Raw genomic sequence first — 16,948 nt, 5'->3', positions numbered from 1 at the left:
TGATATTAGTCGATTTTCATCGATTAATATCAGAACTAATCTTAGATTGTTTTGTTTGTGCTTTAATCTTTTTTAGTATCGTCAGTCGGTTCGTTATCAGTGTGATCTGCATCCTGCTGATCGTCCTCAGAGGAGGCGGCTTCATCCGCTACGTCAGCCCCACCAAAGGTATCTTCACTGTTTAACACGATATCATCTGAGTCATCGTCAGCAGAAGTGGAAACATCGGCTAACTCCGAACGCAGTGAGTCGTCATCATCAGTCGCTGGTTTTAACCGCGCATCGCCAAACTGACTGGCAGCGTCCTTGACCTTCTTGCTGACGGTTTGAGATTGATCAGAGAGATTTTCCTTAAAGTCGTCCCAAGCGTCACTCGCATAGAAGGCATAGTCAACAGCCCGGTCCTTAGCAACGTCCATTTTCTCTTGCAGGTCTGCCTTAAGTTCCGCCTTGTCCTCGTCGCTTAAACGCCGATAGGCAACGTGAGCTGCAGCGGCCCCAGCAGCTAATCCGACCAAAAAGCCTAACTTCTTTCCCATAAGTCAAAAACTCCTTTCAATCATCAATCCTTATTCTTACGACCACGATAAGCGTTAAAAGCCGTCTCGCCTAGCTTAGCAAACAAACTCGTTGTGGCCGTTTTCTTCGCCGTTGATTTAACCTTACCCGTTAAATCGTGAGTAGCTGCATTCAGTTCGGAAACACTGGTTCCCAAATCAGCAGCTGCTTTAAAAACGGGATCGATCGTTGCTACTTTATGGTTGACGTCATCTAATAACGTGTTGGCATTAGCCAAAATATCTTCAGCGTGCTTACTGATCACGTCCATGTCTTCCGTCATCGTTTTCACGCTCTTGTTAACCTCGCTAAGGGTTCGCACCATCTTCATTAAGAAGGCGCCGATGAAGAATACTAAAATTAAAAATGCGATGGCCGCAATTAAACCTGCCACTTGTCCTGCTGTCACTGTACCCCTCCTTACTTTTTACTGTTAGGTTAAGAATAGCATTGCGACTACTCAGACGCAATATAAAACCATTCGCAACACCTGCTTTTTTAGTGCTTAATCTGTTACACTAATTGGTGAATCTATTTCAAGGAGCGAGGCATATGATATTGAGCAGCAACCTTACCCGGTTCATTCAGCACTTTGACTGGCAGCACATTGGCGAACAGATTGCCACAACGGTTTTCCAGCTCTTACTGGTCACCGTTGGCTTGCTCCTCATTGACTGGATCGGCAAAAAAATCATTCGGCATTTCTTTAAGCGTTATAAAAAAAATAAGTTCATCGAGGGTTCAGCGAATCGGCTTGATACGATTTTTACCTTAGTAATGAACCTCTTTCAGTATACGATCATTTTTTTCTGGATCTACGCTTTTCTTTCGTTCATGGGCGTACCGGTTGGCACGTTAATTGCCGGTGCCGGAATCTTCAGTCTAGCACTTGGCCTTGGCGCGCAGGGCTTTGTTTCGGATATCGTGACGGGTGCTTTTCTGTTAATGGAAGATCAAATCAACGTTGGCGATGCCGTGATGATCGACAAAGTCGAGGGAACGGTCTCCGCTGTCGGCATCCGAACCACTCAAGTGATCAGCGCTGACGGCACCCTAAACTTTATTCCTAATCGCAACATTACCATTGTCAGCAATAAATCCCGCCACGAAATGCGGGCAATGGTGCAAATCCCGATTTTTCCCGATTCACCCATTGATCAAATTAACGCCATTATTGAATCCGTCAATCAAACCGTACCCGCACAATTTCCTACGATCACCCAGGCGCCTACCAATCTGGGCACCGTGCCGCTGGAAAACGGCCAAGTGGTCATTCAAGTGGTCACCTTCACCCAGCCGGGCGAGCAATTTACCGTCCAGCACAAGTTACTGTCTGCCTACTTAAAAGCCATTAATGATGCTAATATCGAGTTACCAACGATTTATCATAATAACTCCCAAAATTAGGGAAGGTGTGACAAAACTCGGTAGATTCCAGAATATAATGCCAAAAGGCACCATCCCAATGGTTTTTATTGGGATGGTGCCTTTTGGTATTATATGGCCGGAATCTGAGTTGTGGAGCAGGCTAAGGCTATCTTCCAGTATTGAACCAGCGTACATTTTAAGCTGTGCTTTAGTCAAGAAATCAACTGGAATCCTTATCGATATAGGCTTAAGTCACAGGCCCTCTTATTTTAATTTAAGTTCATAACGGCCGCGTTATCATACGCCTAGTCAGCAATTACCGTTGCTTTTCACCGAGTTCAAGCGAGGTGAAACATCGTATTGCGCCGAAAAATTATGGGCTAAATAATTGACCCGTTTTAAAAGCTCGCGGCGTGTGATAATCCCCATAAACGTCTTCTCATCCGACACGACTGGTACAAAGTTATCGTTAATCAGTAAGTGCATGATCTCCTCCAGATCAGTTGGATCTTCAATTGAACGAAAATCAGTCTGCATCACGTCGGCTACCGTTAGCCGCCGCAAGTTTTCTGACGCCACGTGATCCGTATCCAGCATGTATTCAGTGATCATGGACAGTGAAACCAAGCCGCAAAGATGCTGATCATTATCCAGTACTGGCACCTTAGAATAGCCGACCTTTGTCAGCACCAAAAAAGCGTGGTAGCAATCGTTTTTCACCATGACGTTAGCGACGAGGTTCGCTGGGATAATCAGGTCATCGTGATCGGCCATAATCATTTTTTTAATGGGTTCATCAATCATCCGTCAAATTCAGTCCCTTTCTAACGTTGAAACTGCTGGTGAAGCTGGTCAACTTTTTGTAACTGACGATCATAAAAATCAACCGTCATTTGCGCGGGCTGCACGTCAATGATGGCAAAGGTCCCGCCAATTGACGCGAACTCTCCTCTTGGCAGCGAAATACTGCCTGGGTTAACGTACAACCGCCCTTGAGAGGTTTCGGCTGCTAACTGGTGCGTATGCCCAAATAAAACGACCAACGCCCCAATCTCACGGGCTTTGAGGTCCAACCTGGTTAGGCTCATGCCGACATCGTACAGGTGACCATGCGTCATAAAAATTTTAGTGCCGCCAATGACCCGTTGCAGTTCATTAGGAAAGTCAGTGCCAAAGTCGTTGTTGCCTTTGACTACCTGGACACCCTTGAAAAGCGGATCGTCACGCGTCATTTCCGAATCACCGCAATGGAAAATTGCGTCAACCTGATCACCATACGCTGCAAAAATGGTTTGCAGGATTTGACGATCACCGTGGTTATCGCTGACAGCTAAAATTTTCATGCTAGGCCTCCCACCAATCGTCAAACTGCGTCATCATTTTCCGGGTTGCCCGGCCGCGATGACTGATCGAATTCTTCTCAGCATCGCTCATTTCTGCCATGGTCTTCCCTTTTGAAGGGATATAAAATAGCGGATCATAGCCAAAGCCGTTTGCACCCCGGGGCGCAGTTAAGATTTGACCATGGACTTCACCATCAACCACTAACTTTAAGCCGCTAGGCTTAAGTAAAACTAAAGTGGTGTGAAAAACGGCCTGCCGCTGCTCTGCCGGCACGTTCTTTAACTTACCAAGCAGTTTGGCGTTGTTAGCAGCATCATCATGATCCCCGGCGTAACGGGCAGAATAAATCCCCGGTTCGCCATTTAAAGCCGCAACTTCTAGCCCTGAATCATCCGCTAAAACGGGTAACTGCGTATGATCTGCAATAGCTTGAGCCTTTAACGTAGCGTTTTCCTCAAACGTCGTACCCGTTTCGGAAATCGCACCAACTTCGGGGTAGTCCGCTAACGTTTTGATGGTGATGCCCTTGGGTGCAAGCATTTCCGAAAATTCCCTAGCCTTACCCTGGTTACGGGTGGCAATTACTAATGTACTAGGCTTCATAACTGGACTCCTTCGGCTTTAAATCACCGTATTCCGTCAACTGTTCAACCGGTACGTGTTGAACGTTCAACTCAGTCATCTGCAGCCAGTCCTGTGCAATGGTGGTGAAACTGTCAACGTCACCCGTCGTATAGAACTGGGGCTGTTTCACCGCGCCGTCAGTGTTCAACAGCTGCTCATCGGCTAAAAGCTGCTTAATCACACTCACCGTCTCAACGCCAGAATCAACTAACGTGACGCTAGGTCCCATCGCTTTGCGAATTGAGTCCACTAACAGTGGAAAATGGGTACACCCTAAGATAAGGGTATCTACGGGGTGCGTTTTGAAGTAACGCAACTGGTCATCAACCAGCTGATCCGTCTGAGGGGCATGATACTTTCCCGCCTCCACGACGGTCACAAACTCGGGACAAGCGAGACCCTCAATCGAAGCGTTTGGAGATAAGTTACTAATCGCCCGCTGGTAGGCGTGGCTCTTGATCGTTCCTTCAGTAGCAATCACACCGATTCGCTGGCCAGTTGAGACTTTTACTGCAGTCTGACTGCCAGAATCAATGACGCCCACTACGGGAATCGGTAGCTTTGCTTGTAAAATGGGTAGGGCTGCTGCCGTTGCCGTATTACAGGCGAGCACCAGAGCTTTGATGTGCTGGTCCAATAAAAAGCCCGCAATTTGCTGTACAAAGTGGGCTACTTCTTCGGTTGGACGCGGTCCATAAGGTAGACGCGCCTGGTCGCCTAAGAAGACAATTGATTCGTTTGGAAGTTGTTTGAGCGCTTCTTTAACAACGGTTAGACCGCCAACACCGGAATCTAAAAAACCAATCGGTTGAGATGTCATCACAATCTCCCTTTCAAATATATCTTGAAACTATATTATTATCCTTTTTAACACTGGAAGCAAGAAATCATGGTTTTTTTAAGTTCCTTTTTAAGTTCCGTTAATTATCTTGCAATTCGAGCACGATCCATTGTAATCTTAGTGTAATAGAAAAGTGAATGGAGAACCCCTCATGAATAATCAGATTTACGCACATTATCTTTCAGATTCCGAAAGTGCCCCACTATTTGGCAAAGCACTCTTCCGAGACGTTGTTTTAAACGATTTGCTGGGTACCGATGCAGGCAGCATTGCTTATTGGGAAGGCAAACAGCTAGCAAGACGATTCACTTTGGGCAGTATCCAAGACCTCGTCAGTTTTTTCCAGCAAGCTGAGTTGGGTGACCTTATGCTGCAAAAACAGTCCGCTAAACAATGGCAATTTACGCTCAGCGGCAAACCGGTAACCAGCCGACTATCATTGCAGCCTGACGCAACCTTTTCCTTGGAAGCCGGCTTTCTAGCTCAAAGTGCACAACAAATGGTCGGGGTCGTAGCGGAAACGGAAATGGGCGAAAAGCCTAAGCATGCAGACGGTATTAGTCTCGTTGTTCATCTCGACCCTCGAGATGCCGTCTCAGATCCGCAGGAGTTAAACCCAATGCCCATCATCAAGTAATTGCGATCCTGCACTTATAAATTTAAGTTAAATAAAAGGTCTAACCATCAGTCGGCATGCGATTGATGATTAGACCTTTTGTCGTTCTTAAACCACGCTGTAACAATCAGTTAGCCCTCAACGTATTGGGACAATAACTGCTTTAATTGATCCTTTGTGTGATAACCCACGATCGTATCCACTACCTGACCGTCCTTTTTGACAAGGAGGGTTGGGATACTCATGATACCGAATTTTTGCGGTGTATCTGGATTGGCATCAACATCCATTTTATTGAATGTCACCTCATCCATTTCGCTGGATAATTGTTCAACTACTGGTGATTGCATGCGGCAAGGGCCACACCAAGTTGCCCAAAAATCAGTCAGTGTAACACCCTTCGATGTATCGTTTTCAAAAGTTTTATCTGTCGTTTCTGCAACAGTCATAAAACGATCCCTCCTTTATTTGTTTACCTTTAGTAAGTGTATCAGATTTTCCGAAAAGAACAAGTAATTAGCAATTTACAGTTTAACAATGGTTGAACCGTCGCCACCCGCATTCGCTGGTGAAAAGCCAAACGACTTGATCCGGGGATTAGACTGCAGGTATTCAGTCACACCCTTTCGCAGCGCACCAGTCCCCTTGCCGTGAATAATGGTGACGGATGGATAGCCCGCTAAGAGCGCCGAATCAATAAACCGGTCAACCTCGGCCATGGCTTCCTCGTAACGGTGACCACGCAAGTCCAAAGTCGGCGAAACCCCGTTGGAACGGGTCCGCTGAACCGTTGCCCGTGGCTTGGGCGCTTCTTTTTCCGGTTTAGCCCGTTCCAAATCAGTGTCTTCGATCTTCATCTTCAAAATCCCCATTTGAACTTCGAAATGACGGTCGTCGATCTTATCCATGATCACACCGCGCTGACCGTAAGACCGCACAACGACCTCGTCGCCGATCTTAAAGTGATGGCGCTTCTTCTCACGGTTCAATACCCGATTTTTCTTCAAGCGCTGATCCTGCTGCAAGGCATTGATCTGCCCCTTGGCGTCAATCAGCTGATCCTCCTTGATCACTGTCTTGCCCGCTTTAAGCTGTTTCTTACGGATATCCTTAATAATCTCATCCGCCCGTAACCGGGTTTTTTCAACCAGCTTGTTGGCGTCGTCTTTGGCCTGCTCCATGAGCTGGTCTCTTTGTTTCAGGTAACCGTCATACTTGTCTTTCAGGTCCTTTTCCAACTGCTCAGCTTCAGCCAGTGTTTTGGCAGCCGCTTGGGCATCCAGATCGGCCTGCCGCTTTTGAGCGGTCAGGTCGGCAATCATATTATTCAGGTCCTGACTATCATCGTCGGTTAAACTGCGGGCTTCATCAATAATGGAAGATTTAAGTCCCAGCCGAGTGGCAATCTCCAGCGCGTTACTGCGCCCTGGAATTCCCATCAACAGCCGGTACGTCGGCTTCAGTGTCTCATTGTCAAACTCCATGCTGGCATTAATGGTTTCCGGTCGGTTATACCCGTAAGCTTTCAGTTCCGGGTAGTGGGTCGTTGCAATGACTTCACTGCCCATCGCGCCGATTTCATCTAAGATCGCCATCGCCAGTGCCGCACCTTCTTGCGGATCAGTTCCAGCTCCCAATTCGTCCACGAGGATCAGGCTGTGATCACTAGCGGCACCTAAAATCGAGACAATGTTTTCAATGTGTGAGGAGAAGGTACTTAAGTTTTGCTCGATCGATTGTTCATCACCGATATCGGCAAACACCTCATCAAACAAACCGACTTGAGAATGCTCATCCGCAGCAATGAAAAGTCCCGACTGTGCCATCAACTGGGTCAGACCGACCGTTTTCAGGGTAATGGTTTTCCCACCGGTGTTAGGCCCAGTAACGATAATTGCTTTGTAATCTTTACCTAACGCAATATCATTGGCGACCACCTTTTTCGGGTCGATCAGCGGGTGTCGTGCTTGGCGCAAGACAATCTGGTCTTCTTTGGACAAGACGGGTTCCGTTGCCTTGATATCATGGGCATAACGGGCCTTGGCATTAACAAAGTCCAAGTGTCCTAAAATCGTGGCGTTATCATGAATGTCTTCTTGATAGGGCCGTAATAGATTGGACAAATCAAGCAGAATACGCCGTTCTTCTTGGCGTTCAGCAATTTGGGCTTCACGCAGCTGATTATTTTTACCCACGACGGATTCCGGCTCAATATACAGTGTTTGACCACTGGCACTTTGGTCGTGGACAATACCGCCAAAGTGCTGCTTATACTCAGCCTTTACTGGCAAAACGTACCGCTCGTCACGAATTGTCACCAAGGTATCGCTGAGGTACTTGGCGTTCTTACCACGGGTATACCCCGTCATCTGCTGGCGAATAGTGCCCTCAAAATTGTTGATTTGGCGGCGAATCCGACGTAGCTCCGGTGACGCTTCATCCGTTAAACGGCCATCGTCTTCCAGTGAAACACTGAGACGTTTACTGACGTCTGGTAAATGAACCAGTCGACCAACTACGTCGTATAAACGACGCAGTTCAACGGGACGTTGCTCTAAGTCGTCAAAAAAACTGATCACGGACTGGACCGTTTTTAACACCTGGCTAATTTGGGCCAGTTCGGTACCGCTTAACGTACCGTCAATTGAAAGCCGTTTTAAATGCGGGCTCACGTCCGCTAATTTAGGGATCGGAATACCGCTTTCCAGCCGGTAAATGTCTGCCCCGTCTTTGGTTTCGTCGATTTGTTCTTGAACCCAGTCAAAATCACTGCTGGGTGCTAATTTTTTTAACTCGGCATCACCCGCAGCAGAAACCAGGTACTGTCTTAACTGCTGCTTGATCTGGTCATAGGCCATGGTTTTATAAATTTTGTTATTCATCTCTAACTCCCATAACTCAAATGCTGTTGTGAATCTTGACGCTTACCGCAGGCTTTACTGCAGTTTAAAACTAAGACTCAGTAGAACTCGTTTCGTTGTCGTCCTGCTTTTTTAACTGATCATAGGCTTCAGTCTTCTCTAGTTGATCAGATATGGCGTTAAAAGCTAATAGGATCGAAGCTTCTTCCTTACTCATATCGGGCGCCAATTTTTTAAGCTGAGCAAGCTGCTTATTCATCAGCTCTGTAACAGCCTGCATATGTGCTTGTGAGTGGTTGCCGACGATCGTGTAGCTCTGACCGTCAATAACCGCTTTAAAGCGTCTGCGAGCTGGTTGCGGTTCCTTAGCGTTATCCAAATGGTTCACCTCCAGAGTGCCGATTAAACTCATTTAGCCGCTGACCCAAACGGACCAGCGGCTAAATGAAAGAGCCTGACAGCAGTACTTACGGACTGCTGTCCATCTCAATAATCATCATTTATTTAGGATCTGGTACGCCCCAGTCTTGATCGGAAGCATCAGTGCCGCCGCCGTTTAAAAAGGTGTTCAGCATTGATTCGACCATATCCCATTCATCGTCATTTTCAATTGGCAACAGATCGCCGCCTTGTGGATCAGCAGGATCATCGCTATCTGCCAGTTGGTAGGCTTGAATATCAACTTCTTCATCATCTGCTTTACCTGCTGGGTAAAGTAAGATATAAGATTTGTTGTAGTCTGGTGACTTAAAAGTAAACAGAACGTTATACAGTTCTTCGTTACCGTCTTCGTCCACCATCGTAATTTGTTGCTGTTCGTTATTTTCACTCATGTTAGTCCGCCTCACTTTTCTTTTGTTAAAGGGCCTTTGCGATCCAAATAGTTCTGAAGAATCAAGCTGGCTGCCAGTTTGTCAATGACTTTTTTGCGCTTTTTACGCGAAGTATCGGCTTCTTCAACTAGCATCCGTTCAGCCTCAACGGTGGTTAGCCGTTCATCCTCAAAATCAACTGGTAAATCAAATGTCTGTTTCAGTAATTCTCCGTAATCTTGAGAAGCCTGGGCACGAGGTCCCAGCGTATTATTCATATTCTTCGGTAGTCCTAAGACGAAACCGGTAGCATCGTACTGCTTAACCAGCTCCTTCACCCGGTCAATGCCGAACTGCTTTTCATCTTCATTGATTCGAATGATCTCAACGCCCTGCGCAGTCCACCCGAGCATATCACTCACCGCAACTCCGACAGTTCTAGAGCCTACATCTAATCCCATTAATCTTATCACTTAGTAGCCGTCCCATTCTCATTTAGGTAGAAGCGAACCAATTCTTCAATGATTTCGTCGCGTTCATGTTTACGAATTAAATTCCGAGCATCATTGATCCGAGGAATGTAAGCTGGATCACCGGATAACAGGTACCCCACGATTTGGTTAATTGGGTTATACCCCTTTTCCTCTAACGCTTGATACACTGTCACCAATGTCTCATGAACATCTTTCGGCTTTTTATCACCGAAATCAAAATACATGGTTTTATCTAACGTACTCATGATCACACCTCCACCAATGCTATTTGTTCTTATTCTACCTAATATAGTTAAGAACGACAATGGTTGTGGAGCGTTGTAATTGGAATGAAATATATTGACAGCAATTGAGCGCTTTTTCAACCTAGTAGTTAAAGTCTAACACGTTAGTTTAAATTTGACAGCCATTTTGATGCTTCGGTCATGGCATCCTGCAAGCCAGCGGGATTCTTACCACCAGCCTGTGCCAGGTTAGGCCGGCCGCCACCGCCACCATTGATCTTTGGTGAAATGGCTTTGATCAGATCGCCAGCCTTAACGCCGGCTTTAATCGTATCGTCGCTAACAGCTACGATCAGATTAGCCTTTTCGCCCACTTCAGCACCCAACACCAGCACATCGGACAGGTTCTTTTGACGCCAAGTATCAGCCAGCTGACGCAGCTGGTCCATTGAAGATACCTGAACCACACCGGTGATCAGCTTTTTACCGTTCACGTCCTGCACATTATCAAAGATGGCACCGGCCTGTTGACTGGCCAGTTTAGCTTCTAAGCTCGCAGCTTTGTTAGTCAAGGCCTTAACAGTTTCTTGCAGCTGATCGATCTTATCGGGAACTTCCGTCACCTGCTGTGATTTTAGCTTAAGCGCGGCATTGGTCAAAATTTGGCTGTGCTTTTCGAGGTATTCATAAGCGTCACCAGCTGTCACGGCTTCGATCCGGCGAGTACCGGCACCGATCCCAGTTTCAGAAGTGATCTTAAACAAGCCCAATTCATTAGTGTTCTTCACGTGAGTCCCACCGCAAAATTCGATGGCGTAATCGCCGACTGAAACGACCCGGACCTTATCGCCGTACTTATCGGAGAACAGTGCGATCGCACCCATCTTCTTACCAGTTGCTTGATCGGTGATCGTAGTGGTGACGGGAATTTCTTCAAAGATTTTTTGGTTAACGATGGCTTCGACCTTTGCCAAGTCCGCTTCAGTGACTTGACCAAAGTGGGTAAAGTCAAACCGCAAGTAATTCGGTTCAACCAGTGAACCGGCTTGCTGCGTATGCTCGCCAAACACGTCTCTGAGTGCTTGATCCAGCAAGTGGGTCGCCGTATGGTTTTTCTTGACCTTGCTGTGGAAGTGAGCGTCCACTTTAAGGGTCATCTGGTCGCCGACTTTAATCCCGCGATGCAGCTTTAAGGTGTGCAGGTTCTGCCCGTTTGGTGCGTGCTGAACATCTTCAACGGTAGCAATCAAATTACCGTTTTCATCCAGTACGTCCCCCTTATCAGCCACTTGACCACCCATTTCAGCGTAGAACGGTGTCTTGTCGAAAATCACCTGGGCCACTTCGCCCTCCGTAGCATCGGTCAATTTACCGTCAGCTACGATATCAGTGACCTTGGCGTTCTTAACTGCCAGTTGGGTGTAGCCAACGTATTCGCTTGGTGTTTTAACACCAACTAGCACGTCAGACTGAACACCCATTGAATTATCGGCGTTACGGGCCTTACGTGCACGGTCACGCTGCTTTTTCATCTCGGCTTTAAAACCGTCCTCGTCCACCGTAATATGGTCGTCAAAGGCGTATTCGCGGGTCAGCTCAACGGGGAAGCCGTACGTGTCATACAGTTTAAAGGCTTCAGCCCCATCAATTTTAGACTTGCCGCTCTTCTTCGTTTCTTCAATTAAGCTGTTTAACAGATTGAGACCGTCTGCCAAGGTCGCGTTGAAGCGGTCCTCTTCAGACTTCACCACTTGGGCAATGTAGTCGGCGTTTTGCAAAACTTCTGGATAGTAAGCCTTCATGACCTCACCAACCACTGGCACCAGCTTGTAAAGAAAGGCACCCTTGATCCCCAGCTTCTGGCCGTTAACCACAGCCCGGCGGATCAGGCGGCGAATAACGTAGCCGCGGCCTTCGTTGGATGGCAATGCGCCGTCACCGATGGCAAACGTTACTGCTCGTGAATGATCAGCAATCACTTTAAAGGAAATGTCTTGTTTGGGATCTTGACCGTATTGCTTACCGTCACTGTATGATTCCGTGGCGTGGATCATTGGCAAGAAGAGGTCGGTCTCAAAGTTAGTCTTAGCGTTTTGGAAGACGGAAACCACCCGTTCCAGCCCCATCCCGGTATCAATGTTTTTCCGTGGCAAAGGCTTGTATGAGCCGTCTGGTTCATGGTTGAACTGTGAGAACACAATGTTCCAGATCTCAAGGTAGCGTTCGTTTTCACCGCCAGGATAGTTTTCTGGATCGTCCTCAGCCAGATTGTTGAACGACTGGCCGCGATCATAGAAAATTTCACTGTCGGGACCCGAAGGACCCTCACCAATATCCCAAAAGTTATCTTCCTGTTCGACGATGTGGTCAGGTGAAACGCCGACTTCTTCCCAGCGCTTCTTAGCAGCATCATCTTTAGGATAAACGGTAACGTACAGCTTAGCTGGATCCCAGCCGAACCATTTATCAGACGTTAGTAATTCCCAGGCCCAAGCAATGGCATCATCTTTGAAGTAGTCACCAACGGAGAAGTTCCCCAGCATTTCAAATAAGGTATGGTGCCGTGCGGTTCGGCCAACGTTTTCAATATCATTGGTTCGGATACTCTTTTGTGAACTGGTCATCCGCGGATTTTTAGGCACAATGGTCCCGTTAAAGTAGTTCTTCATCGTGGCAACACCTGAGTTGATCCAAAGTAACGTTGGGTCGTCAACGGGCACTAATGAAGCACTGGGCATAATTGCGTGCCCCTTACTTTTAAAGAAATCCAGGTACATCTGCCGAATTTCACTGCTGCTTAAGTTTTTCATTCTCTTTCTCCTTTTTAAAATAATAAAACACCGCTGCTAGTAAAGACGCCATAGACGCGGTACCACTTTACTTGCAACGATGTTTAATCGTTTACCTCTTAAAGCTCAATACGCTGAGCAACGATTATTCAATTCTTCATACATAAGGGAGCACTCAGCATGGGAATCGTTTTTTTCATCAGCCAAAACGTTTCTTAAAAACCGGCCGCTGAGCATATCCTTACGATTTAATACGCATATTAGTATACATTTTTTACAAAATTCATGCAACTTGCCCGTCCGTAAGTATCCGGCAAGTAGGCAGCCTACTTGTAACGCTGCGAGGAAGCCTTCTTGTTCTTTTTGGCCTTACGGTGATTTTGCCGCTGTTGAATCCGGTTTTCAAACCACTGTTCCTTAGAAATGGCCTTCTTGATTTTCTTCTTGTAACCCGGTTTAACGGTTCGCTTCTGCTTTTGAATCTTGCCGGCCATCGTTCCAGAAATTTTCGGTGCCCGTGGGCCCCGCTTCTTCCGGCGATTACGGTCAAAGGAATCGATTACTTCACCATTCTTGATCTGTTTCGGCTTAAACACGATCCCCATGTTTTCAAGTTCTTGGATCTTGTCTTCTTCGTCAGGTGTGTAGAACGTAATTGCCGTTCCTGGCAATCCCTTACGGCCAGTCCGGCCAACCCGGTGAATGAAGTAGTCCAAGTCATCCGGAATACCATCGTTGATCACGTGGGAAACACCGTCAATATCAATCCCACGGGCAGCTAAATCGGTGGCTACCACAAATTGGAAATCCAGGTTTTGAATTTCACGCATCACCCGTTTACGCTGCCGGGCAGGCACGTCGCCGTGAATCACGGCGACTTTAAGCCCTTGCGCTTTAAGGTAGTCGGCAATTTCAACTACCCGTTGCTTGGTATTGGCAAAAACCAGTGCCAAATAAGGCTCACCCATCGTTAACAATTGATAGATCAACTCGTTTTTAGAATGCCCCTTAGTGGGTAACAGCCAGTTATCAATCGTTGGACTGATAACTGATTTTACCGGGATCTCTTCAACCACCGGATTTTCCATGTACTTCTTCAAAAATGGCCGCAACTTGGCCGGAATCGTTGCTGAAAAGACCATCATTTGTAAGTGTTCCGGCATTCGCGCAGCAATTTGATCCACGTCAGCTAAGAAACCTAAATCAAGGGTCATATCCGCTTCATCCACGACGAATTGACCGGCGGTATGCACGTCTAAAGCCCCGTTTTTGATCAAATCACGAATTCGGCCAGGGGTCCCGATGACTAATTCAGGTTGTTCACGTTCCAACTTTTCAATCTGACGTTTTTTATCCGTTCCACCTACGTAGTTACCGATCCGAATCGGTTTTGGACTATGCTTAGCCAGTTGCTTAGCATCCCCATAAATTTGGTAGGCCAACTCACGGCTAGGTGTCGTAATGACTGCCTGAACCTCATGGGTCTCTGGGTCCAGTGCATCAAAAATCGGCAGTAAAAAGGCGTGGGTCTTCCCACTCCCAGTTTCTGACTGTCCAACCACACTCTTGCCTGCACGGATCACGGGAATTAATTTTTCTTGAATGCCCGTTGGTTCTGTAAAACCGAGTTCCTTTACGGCCTCATTTAGATAAGACTTTAAACCGAACTCTTCAAAGGTTTGACTCATATTATTCTCCTTGTTGTTTTGAACATAGGGTGTCTAGTTCTTTGATGACTTGCTTGATCTCGTCATCGTCATGAGCAACGGCACCACTGGCTAAGGCGTGTCCGCCACCGCCGTGTTGCTTAGCTAATTCATTGATTGCGGGGCCCTTTGACCGTAACCGTATCCGGAAGGTATGGTCCTTGGACTCCACAAAAATGGCCCAGGCACTGACTTCCTTTAGACGCCCCGGTAACGGCACCACCGAACTGGTAGATTCATCGCCGAGTTTAAAGGGCTCTAAGACTTCATCGCTGAGTTTGATGTAGGCAGCACCACTAGGCAAGATCGTCAGGTGCTCGTAAACGTAGGCTGACAGCCGCGCTAACGGAATCGAAATCTCGTCTTCTTTCTGGTTGACGTCACTGGCAGAAAAATCAAACTGCATCATCTCGCCTGCCACTTTCATGGTGTGCGTTGAAGTAGCCGGATACATAAAGCGGCCAGTATCCCCAACGATACCTGCGTAAAGCACTCTGGCTGCCTCAGCCGTGCAGGCCAGCGCCGGCTTCATTGCCGTATAAAAATCAAAAATCAGCTCCGAGGTACTTGAAGCCTCTGGTGACACCCACATCGGGTCGCCAAATTGGTCGTCATTTGGATGGTGATCGATTTTGATCAACTGGTCGCCTTTACTGTAACGGTCGTCATCAATTCGCGGCTGATTGGCCGTGTCTAAGACCATGACTAACGCGTCCTTATAGGCATCGTCTTCAATTGCATCAGTTTTGCCTAACCAGTCGAAACCAGGGTACTGTTTGCCAACTGCATAGATCTTTTTATCCGGAAAACTGGCTTTTAAAATCTCTTTCAATCCCATTTGAGAACCAATGGCGTCCGGATCAGGCCGTTGATGTCTATGTATAATAATGGTTTTGTGTTGTTTAATTGCATTTAAAATTTTAGTTTGTGTTTCCTTTAATGTCATACTGAGTATCACCTTTCAACTCGCATAGTCGTCTTTACAGTATAAGTTGTCTTGTCCTTGAAAGCAAGAAGACCTACAAAAGCCTTAAAAATTATTTATCCGTCAAGCATAACGCTAATTGGTTTCTATCATGTTAATCACCATGAAACTGACGTCGCTGTTCGCCTTCAAACAGATCCAACGCAATGTTTTCAAACGTGATTGGCGCAAGTCCCGTCAGCGTGATGCCCAGCAACCGAATGCCCTCGGAATTAGCCGGCAAAGTATTCATGATCTCCTTGGCTGTTTGTGCATAAAGCTGCGGCTCATTCTCCAAAAAGTCGGGCTGAGTCACTCGCTTAGTTTTGGTTTTAAAGTCACCGTAACGCACTTTCAAGACCAGTGTACGCCCGTGCATCTGCTGTTTTTTAACTGCCTGAGCTAGTATTGAAGCCAGCTTATCTAACTGGGTGTCAACCGCACTGCGAGTCGTTAAGAACGGCCAGTACGTGGTTTCGTTTCCAATCGACTTACGTTCCCGCTGGTATTCAACCGGCCGGTCATCCGCACCGCGAACACGCTGGTACAAGATCTCGCCAAACCGGCCAAACTTATTGATCAGGTCCAACTCATCCCAAGCAAGCAGATCCTGTCCCGTTTGAATATTTAAGTCGTGCATTTTGGGAACGGTTTTCTTACCCACCCCCCGAAAGCGTTCAATTGGCAGCTGCATCAAAAAGTCGTGAGCATCCTCAGCGTGAATGATCGTGATGCCAACTGGTTTACGGTAATCGGAAGCTTCCTTGGCAAGAAACTTACTGTAGGAGATCCCAATGGAACTGGTTAAATGCGTCTGATCCCATATCTCAGCTTGGAGACGAACCGCCAATTCAACCGGATCTTGAAGGTCAAGTTTATTTTTAGTGACGTCTAAGTAGGCCTCGTCAAATGCAACGGTTTCAATGATGTCTGTATATTCGTGAAAGATTTGGTGAATCCGATCCGAAACAGCCCGGTAGTGATGAAAATTAGGCGTCACAAATACGGCCTTGGGGCACAGCTTTAACGCTTGTTGAGCCGGCATCGCCGAATGGACACCAAACTTTCTGGCGACGTAATTGGCTGTGGTAACCACTCCCCGTCCCCCCGTTTTTCGCGGATCACGAGAGATCACGAGGGGCATTTTTTGATAGGCAGGTGTATCTCGTTGTTCAATGGAAGCATAAAAAGCGTCCATATCAACGTGTAAAATCCGCCGGCTATCATCAATATGCACTGGATTATCCAAAATAACACCCCCAAAAATAAAAAAATCTCCCCTTCACAAGGGAGATTAAAACTACTTGTCAGCTTTTGTATCATCTGTCGATTCATCAGCTGCTGCGTCTGAAGGTGTTGCTTCAGTCGTATCAGGCTTTTCATCTTCAGCTGGTTTTTGTTCAGTTGCCGCAGCACTAGTGACTTCACTAGCGGCTGAACGTTGGGTCACTTTTGCAATGGCATTCAGGTCAAAGACCAAATAGATCCCATCGCAATCAAGTGTCACTGTCTTAGCTTCCATGTTGATCTCATCGATCACACCGTGAAGTCGACCGATCGTAACAACGTGATCGCCCTTTTTCAGTTGGTTCAACGTATCTTGGTGCTTCTTTTGCTGCTTACGTTGTGGCCGGATCATTAAAAAGTACATGGCAACGATCATCACCACAATCAGCAACATGCTGGAGTAACCCCCAGCGTTTGAGCTTGCTAAAACGTTCAAATTCTTTCACCCACCTTTATCTAT

Annotated in this window: 19 protein-coding genes; 2 read left to right on the top strand and 17 right to left on the bottom strand. The window is 46.9% G+C overall.

All coding sequences use genetic code 11. The features are described from left to right. Positions 1–62: 62 nt before the first annotated feature. Both CES81_RS02725 and CES81_RS02720 read right to left on the bottom strand, forming a co-directional pair. Positions 63–539: a YtxH domain-containing protein gene (locus CES81_RS02725; protein ID WP_089120568.1), complete on the bottom strand. Its 477-nt coding sequence runs from the start codon at positions 537–539 to the stop codon at positions 63–65. Positions 540–562: 23 nt separating this feature from the next. Then, positions 563–967: a DUF948 domain-containing protein gene (locus CES81_RS02720; RefSeq protein WP_089088710.1), complete on the bottom strand. Its 405-nt coding sequence runs from the start codon at positions 965–967 to the stop codon at positions 563–565. A gap of 143 nt (positions 968–1,110) precedes the next feature. Here CES81_RS02720 and CES81_RS02715 point away from each other — a divergent pair, with 143 nt between their 5' ends. Continuing rightward, entirely contained in the window at positions 1,111–1,965 is an 855-nt protein-coding gene (locus tag CES81_RS02715; RefSeq protein WP_089120567.1) for a mechanosensitive ion channel family protein, read from the top strand. Between the two features lie 270 nt (positions 1,966–2,235). On the opposite strand, the gene cbpB is transcribed toward CES81_RS02715, so the two are convergent. From cbpB to racE, 4 genes are read right to left on the bottom strand one after another with little or no spacing between them, the layout of a single operon-like run. Next, positions 2,236–2,730: a cyclic-di-AMP-binding protein CbpB gene (gene cbpB / locus CES81_RS02710; RefSeq protein ID WP_089120566.1), complete on the bottom strand. Its 495-nt coding sequence runs from the start codon at positions 2,728–2,730 to the stop codon at positions 2,236–2,238. A gap of 20 nt (positions 2,731–2,750) precedes the next feature. After that, positions 2,751–3,269 (bottom strand): metallophosphoesterase, encoded by a 519-nt coding sequence (locus tag CES81_RS02705; protein ID WP_089088713.1) that lies wholly within the window; start codon positions 3,267–3,269, stop codon positions 2,751–2,753. A 1-nt stretch (position 3,270) separates the two neighbouring features. Beyond that, positions 3,271–3,873 (bottom strand): XTP/dITP diphosphatase, encoded by a 603-nt coding sequence (locus CES81_RS02700; protein ID WP_089120565.1) that lies wholly within the window; start codon positions 3,871–3,873, stop codon positions 3,271–3,273. Continuing rightward, positions 3,863–4,717: a glutamate racemase gene (gene racE, locus CES81_RS02695; protein WP_439951268.1), complete on the bottom strand. Its 855-nt coding sequence runs from the start codon at positions 4,715–4,717 to the stop codon at positions 3,863–3,865. The genes CES81_RS02700 and racE overlap by 11 nt, the downstream gene beginning before the upstream one ends. A gap of 169 nt (positions 4,718–4,886) precedes the next feature. Between racE and CES81_RS02690 the strand changes: the two genes are divergently transcribed. Then, entirely contained in the window at positions 4,887–5,372 is a 486-nt protein-coding gene (locus CES81_RS02690; protein WP_089120563.1) for a DUF2507 domain-containing protein, read from the top strand. Positions 5,373–5,482: 110 nt separating this feature from the next. Here the strand turns inward: CES81_RS02690 and trxA are convergent, their stop codons facing one another. From trxA to yajC, 11 genes are all read right to left on the bottom strand, one after another. Further along, positions 5,483–5,800, bottom strand: coding sequence for a thioredoxin (gene trxA, locus CES81_RS02685; protein ID WP_089088717.1), 318 nt, complete (start codon positions 5,798–5,800; stop codon positions 5,483–5,485). Between the two features lie 75 nt (positions 5,801–5,875). Further along, positions 5,876–8,233: an endonuclease MutS2 gene (locus CES81_RS02680; protein WP_089120562.1), complete on the bottom strand. Its 2,358-nt coding sequence runs from the start codon at positions 8,231–8,233 to the stop codon at positions 5,876–5,878. Positions 8,234–8,303: 70 nt separating this feature from the next. Next, positions 8,304–8,591 carry a cell division protein ZapA gene (gene zapA / locus CES81_RS02675; RefSeq protein WP_225356327.1) on the bottom strand — a complete coding sequence of 96 codons (288 nt, stop codon included), beginning with the start codon at positions 8,589–8,591 and terminating at the stop codon, positions 8,304–8,306. A gap of 121 nt (positions 8,592–8,712) precedes the next feature. Further along, complete coding sequence (locus tag CES81_RS02670) at positions 8,713–9,045, bottom strand: DUF1292 domain-containing protein (protein WP_089088720.1); 333 nt, start codon at positions 9,043–9,045, stop codon at positions 8,713–8,715. A gap of 11 nt (positions 9,046–9,056) precedes the next feature. Then, complete coding sequence (gene ruvX, locus CES81_RS02665) at positions 9,057–9,494, bottom strand: Holliday junction resolvase RuvX (protein WP_089088792.1); 438 nt, start codon at positions 9,492–9,494, stop codon at positions 9,057–9,059. Next, positions 9,494–9,763, bottom strand: a complete 270-nt coding sequence (locus CES81_RS02660; RefSeq protein ID WP_089088721.1) for an IreB family regulatory phosphoprotein — start codon at positions 9,761–9,763, stop codon at positions 9,494–9,496. The genes ruvX and CES81_RS02660 overlap by 1 nt, the downstream gene beginning before the upstream one ends. Positions 9,764–9,906: 143 nt before the next feature. Then, on the bottom strand, positions 9,907–12,552 hold the full coding sequence (alaS, locus tag CES81_RS02655) for an alanine--tRNA ligase (RefSeq protein WP_089120561.1): 2,646 nt from the start codon (positions 12,550–12,552) through the stop codon (positions 9,907–9,909). Positions 12,553–12,857: 305 nt separating this feature from the next. Beyond that, on the bottom strand, positions 12,858–14,219 hold the full coding sequence (locus CES81_RS02650) for a DEAD/DEAH box helicase (protein ID WP_089088723.1): 1,362 nt from the start codon (positions 14,217–14,219) through the stop codon (positions 12,858–12,860). A 1-nt stretch (position 14,220) separates the two neighbouring features. After that, entirely contained in the window at positions 14,221–15,183 is a 963-nt protein-coding gene (locus CES81_RS02645) for a DHH family phosphoesterase (RefSeq protein ID WP_089120560.1), read from the bottom strand. Between the two features lie 133 nt (positions 15,184–15,316). Then, positions 15,317–16,453, bottom strand: a complete 1,137-nt coding sequence (gene dinB / locus CES81_RS02640; RefSeq protein ID WP_263849964.1) for a DNA polymerase IV — start codon at positions 16,451–16,453, stop codon at positions 15,317–15,319. Positions 16,454–16,501: 48 nt separating this feature from the next. After that, complete coding sequence (yajC, locus tag CES81_RS02635) at positions 16,502–16,882, bottom strand: preprotein translocase subunit YajC (protein ID WP_089120574.1); 381 nt, start codon at positions 16,880–16,882, stop codon at positions 16,502–16,504. Between the last annotated feature and the right edge of the window lie 66 nt (positions 16,883–16,948).

Origin of the sequence: Secundilactobacillus pentosiphilus (assembly GCF_002217985.1) — a bacterium.
GTDB classification, from domain to species: Bacteria; Bacillota; Bacilli; order Lactobacillales; family Lactobacillaceae; genus Secundilactobacillus; species Secundilactobacillus pentosiphilus.
The sequence above is the reverse complement of the archived record's forward strand: the minus strand, read 5'-3'. Positions and strand labels throughout refer to the sequence as shown.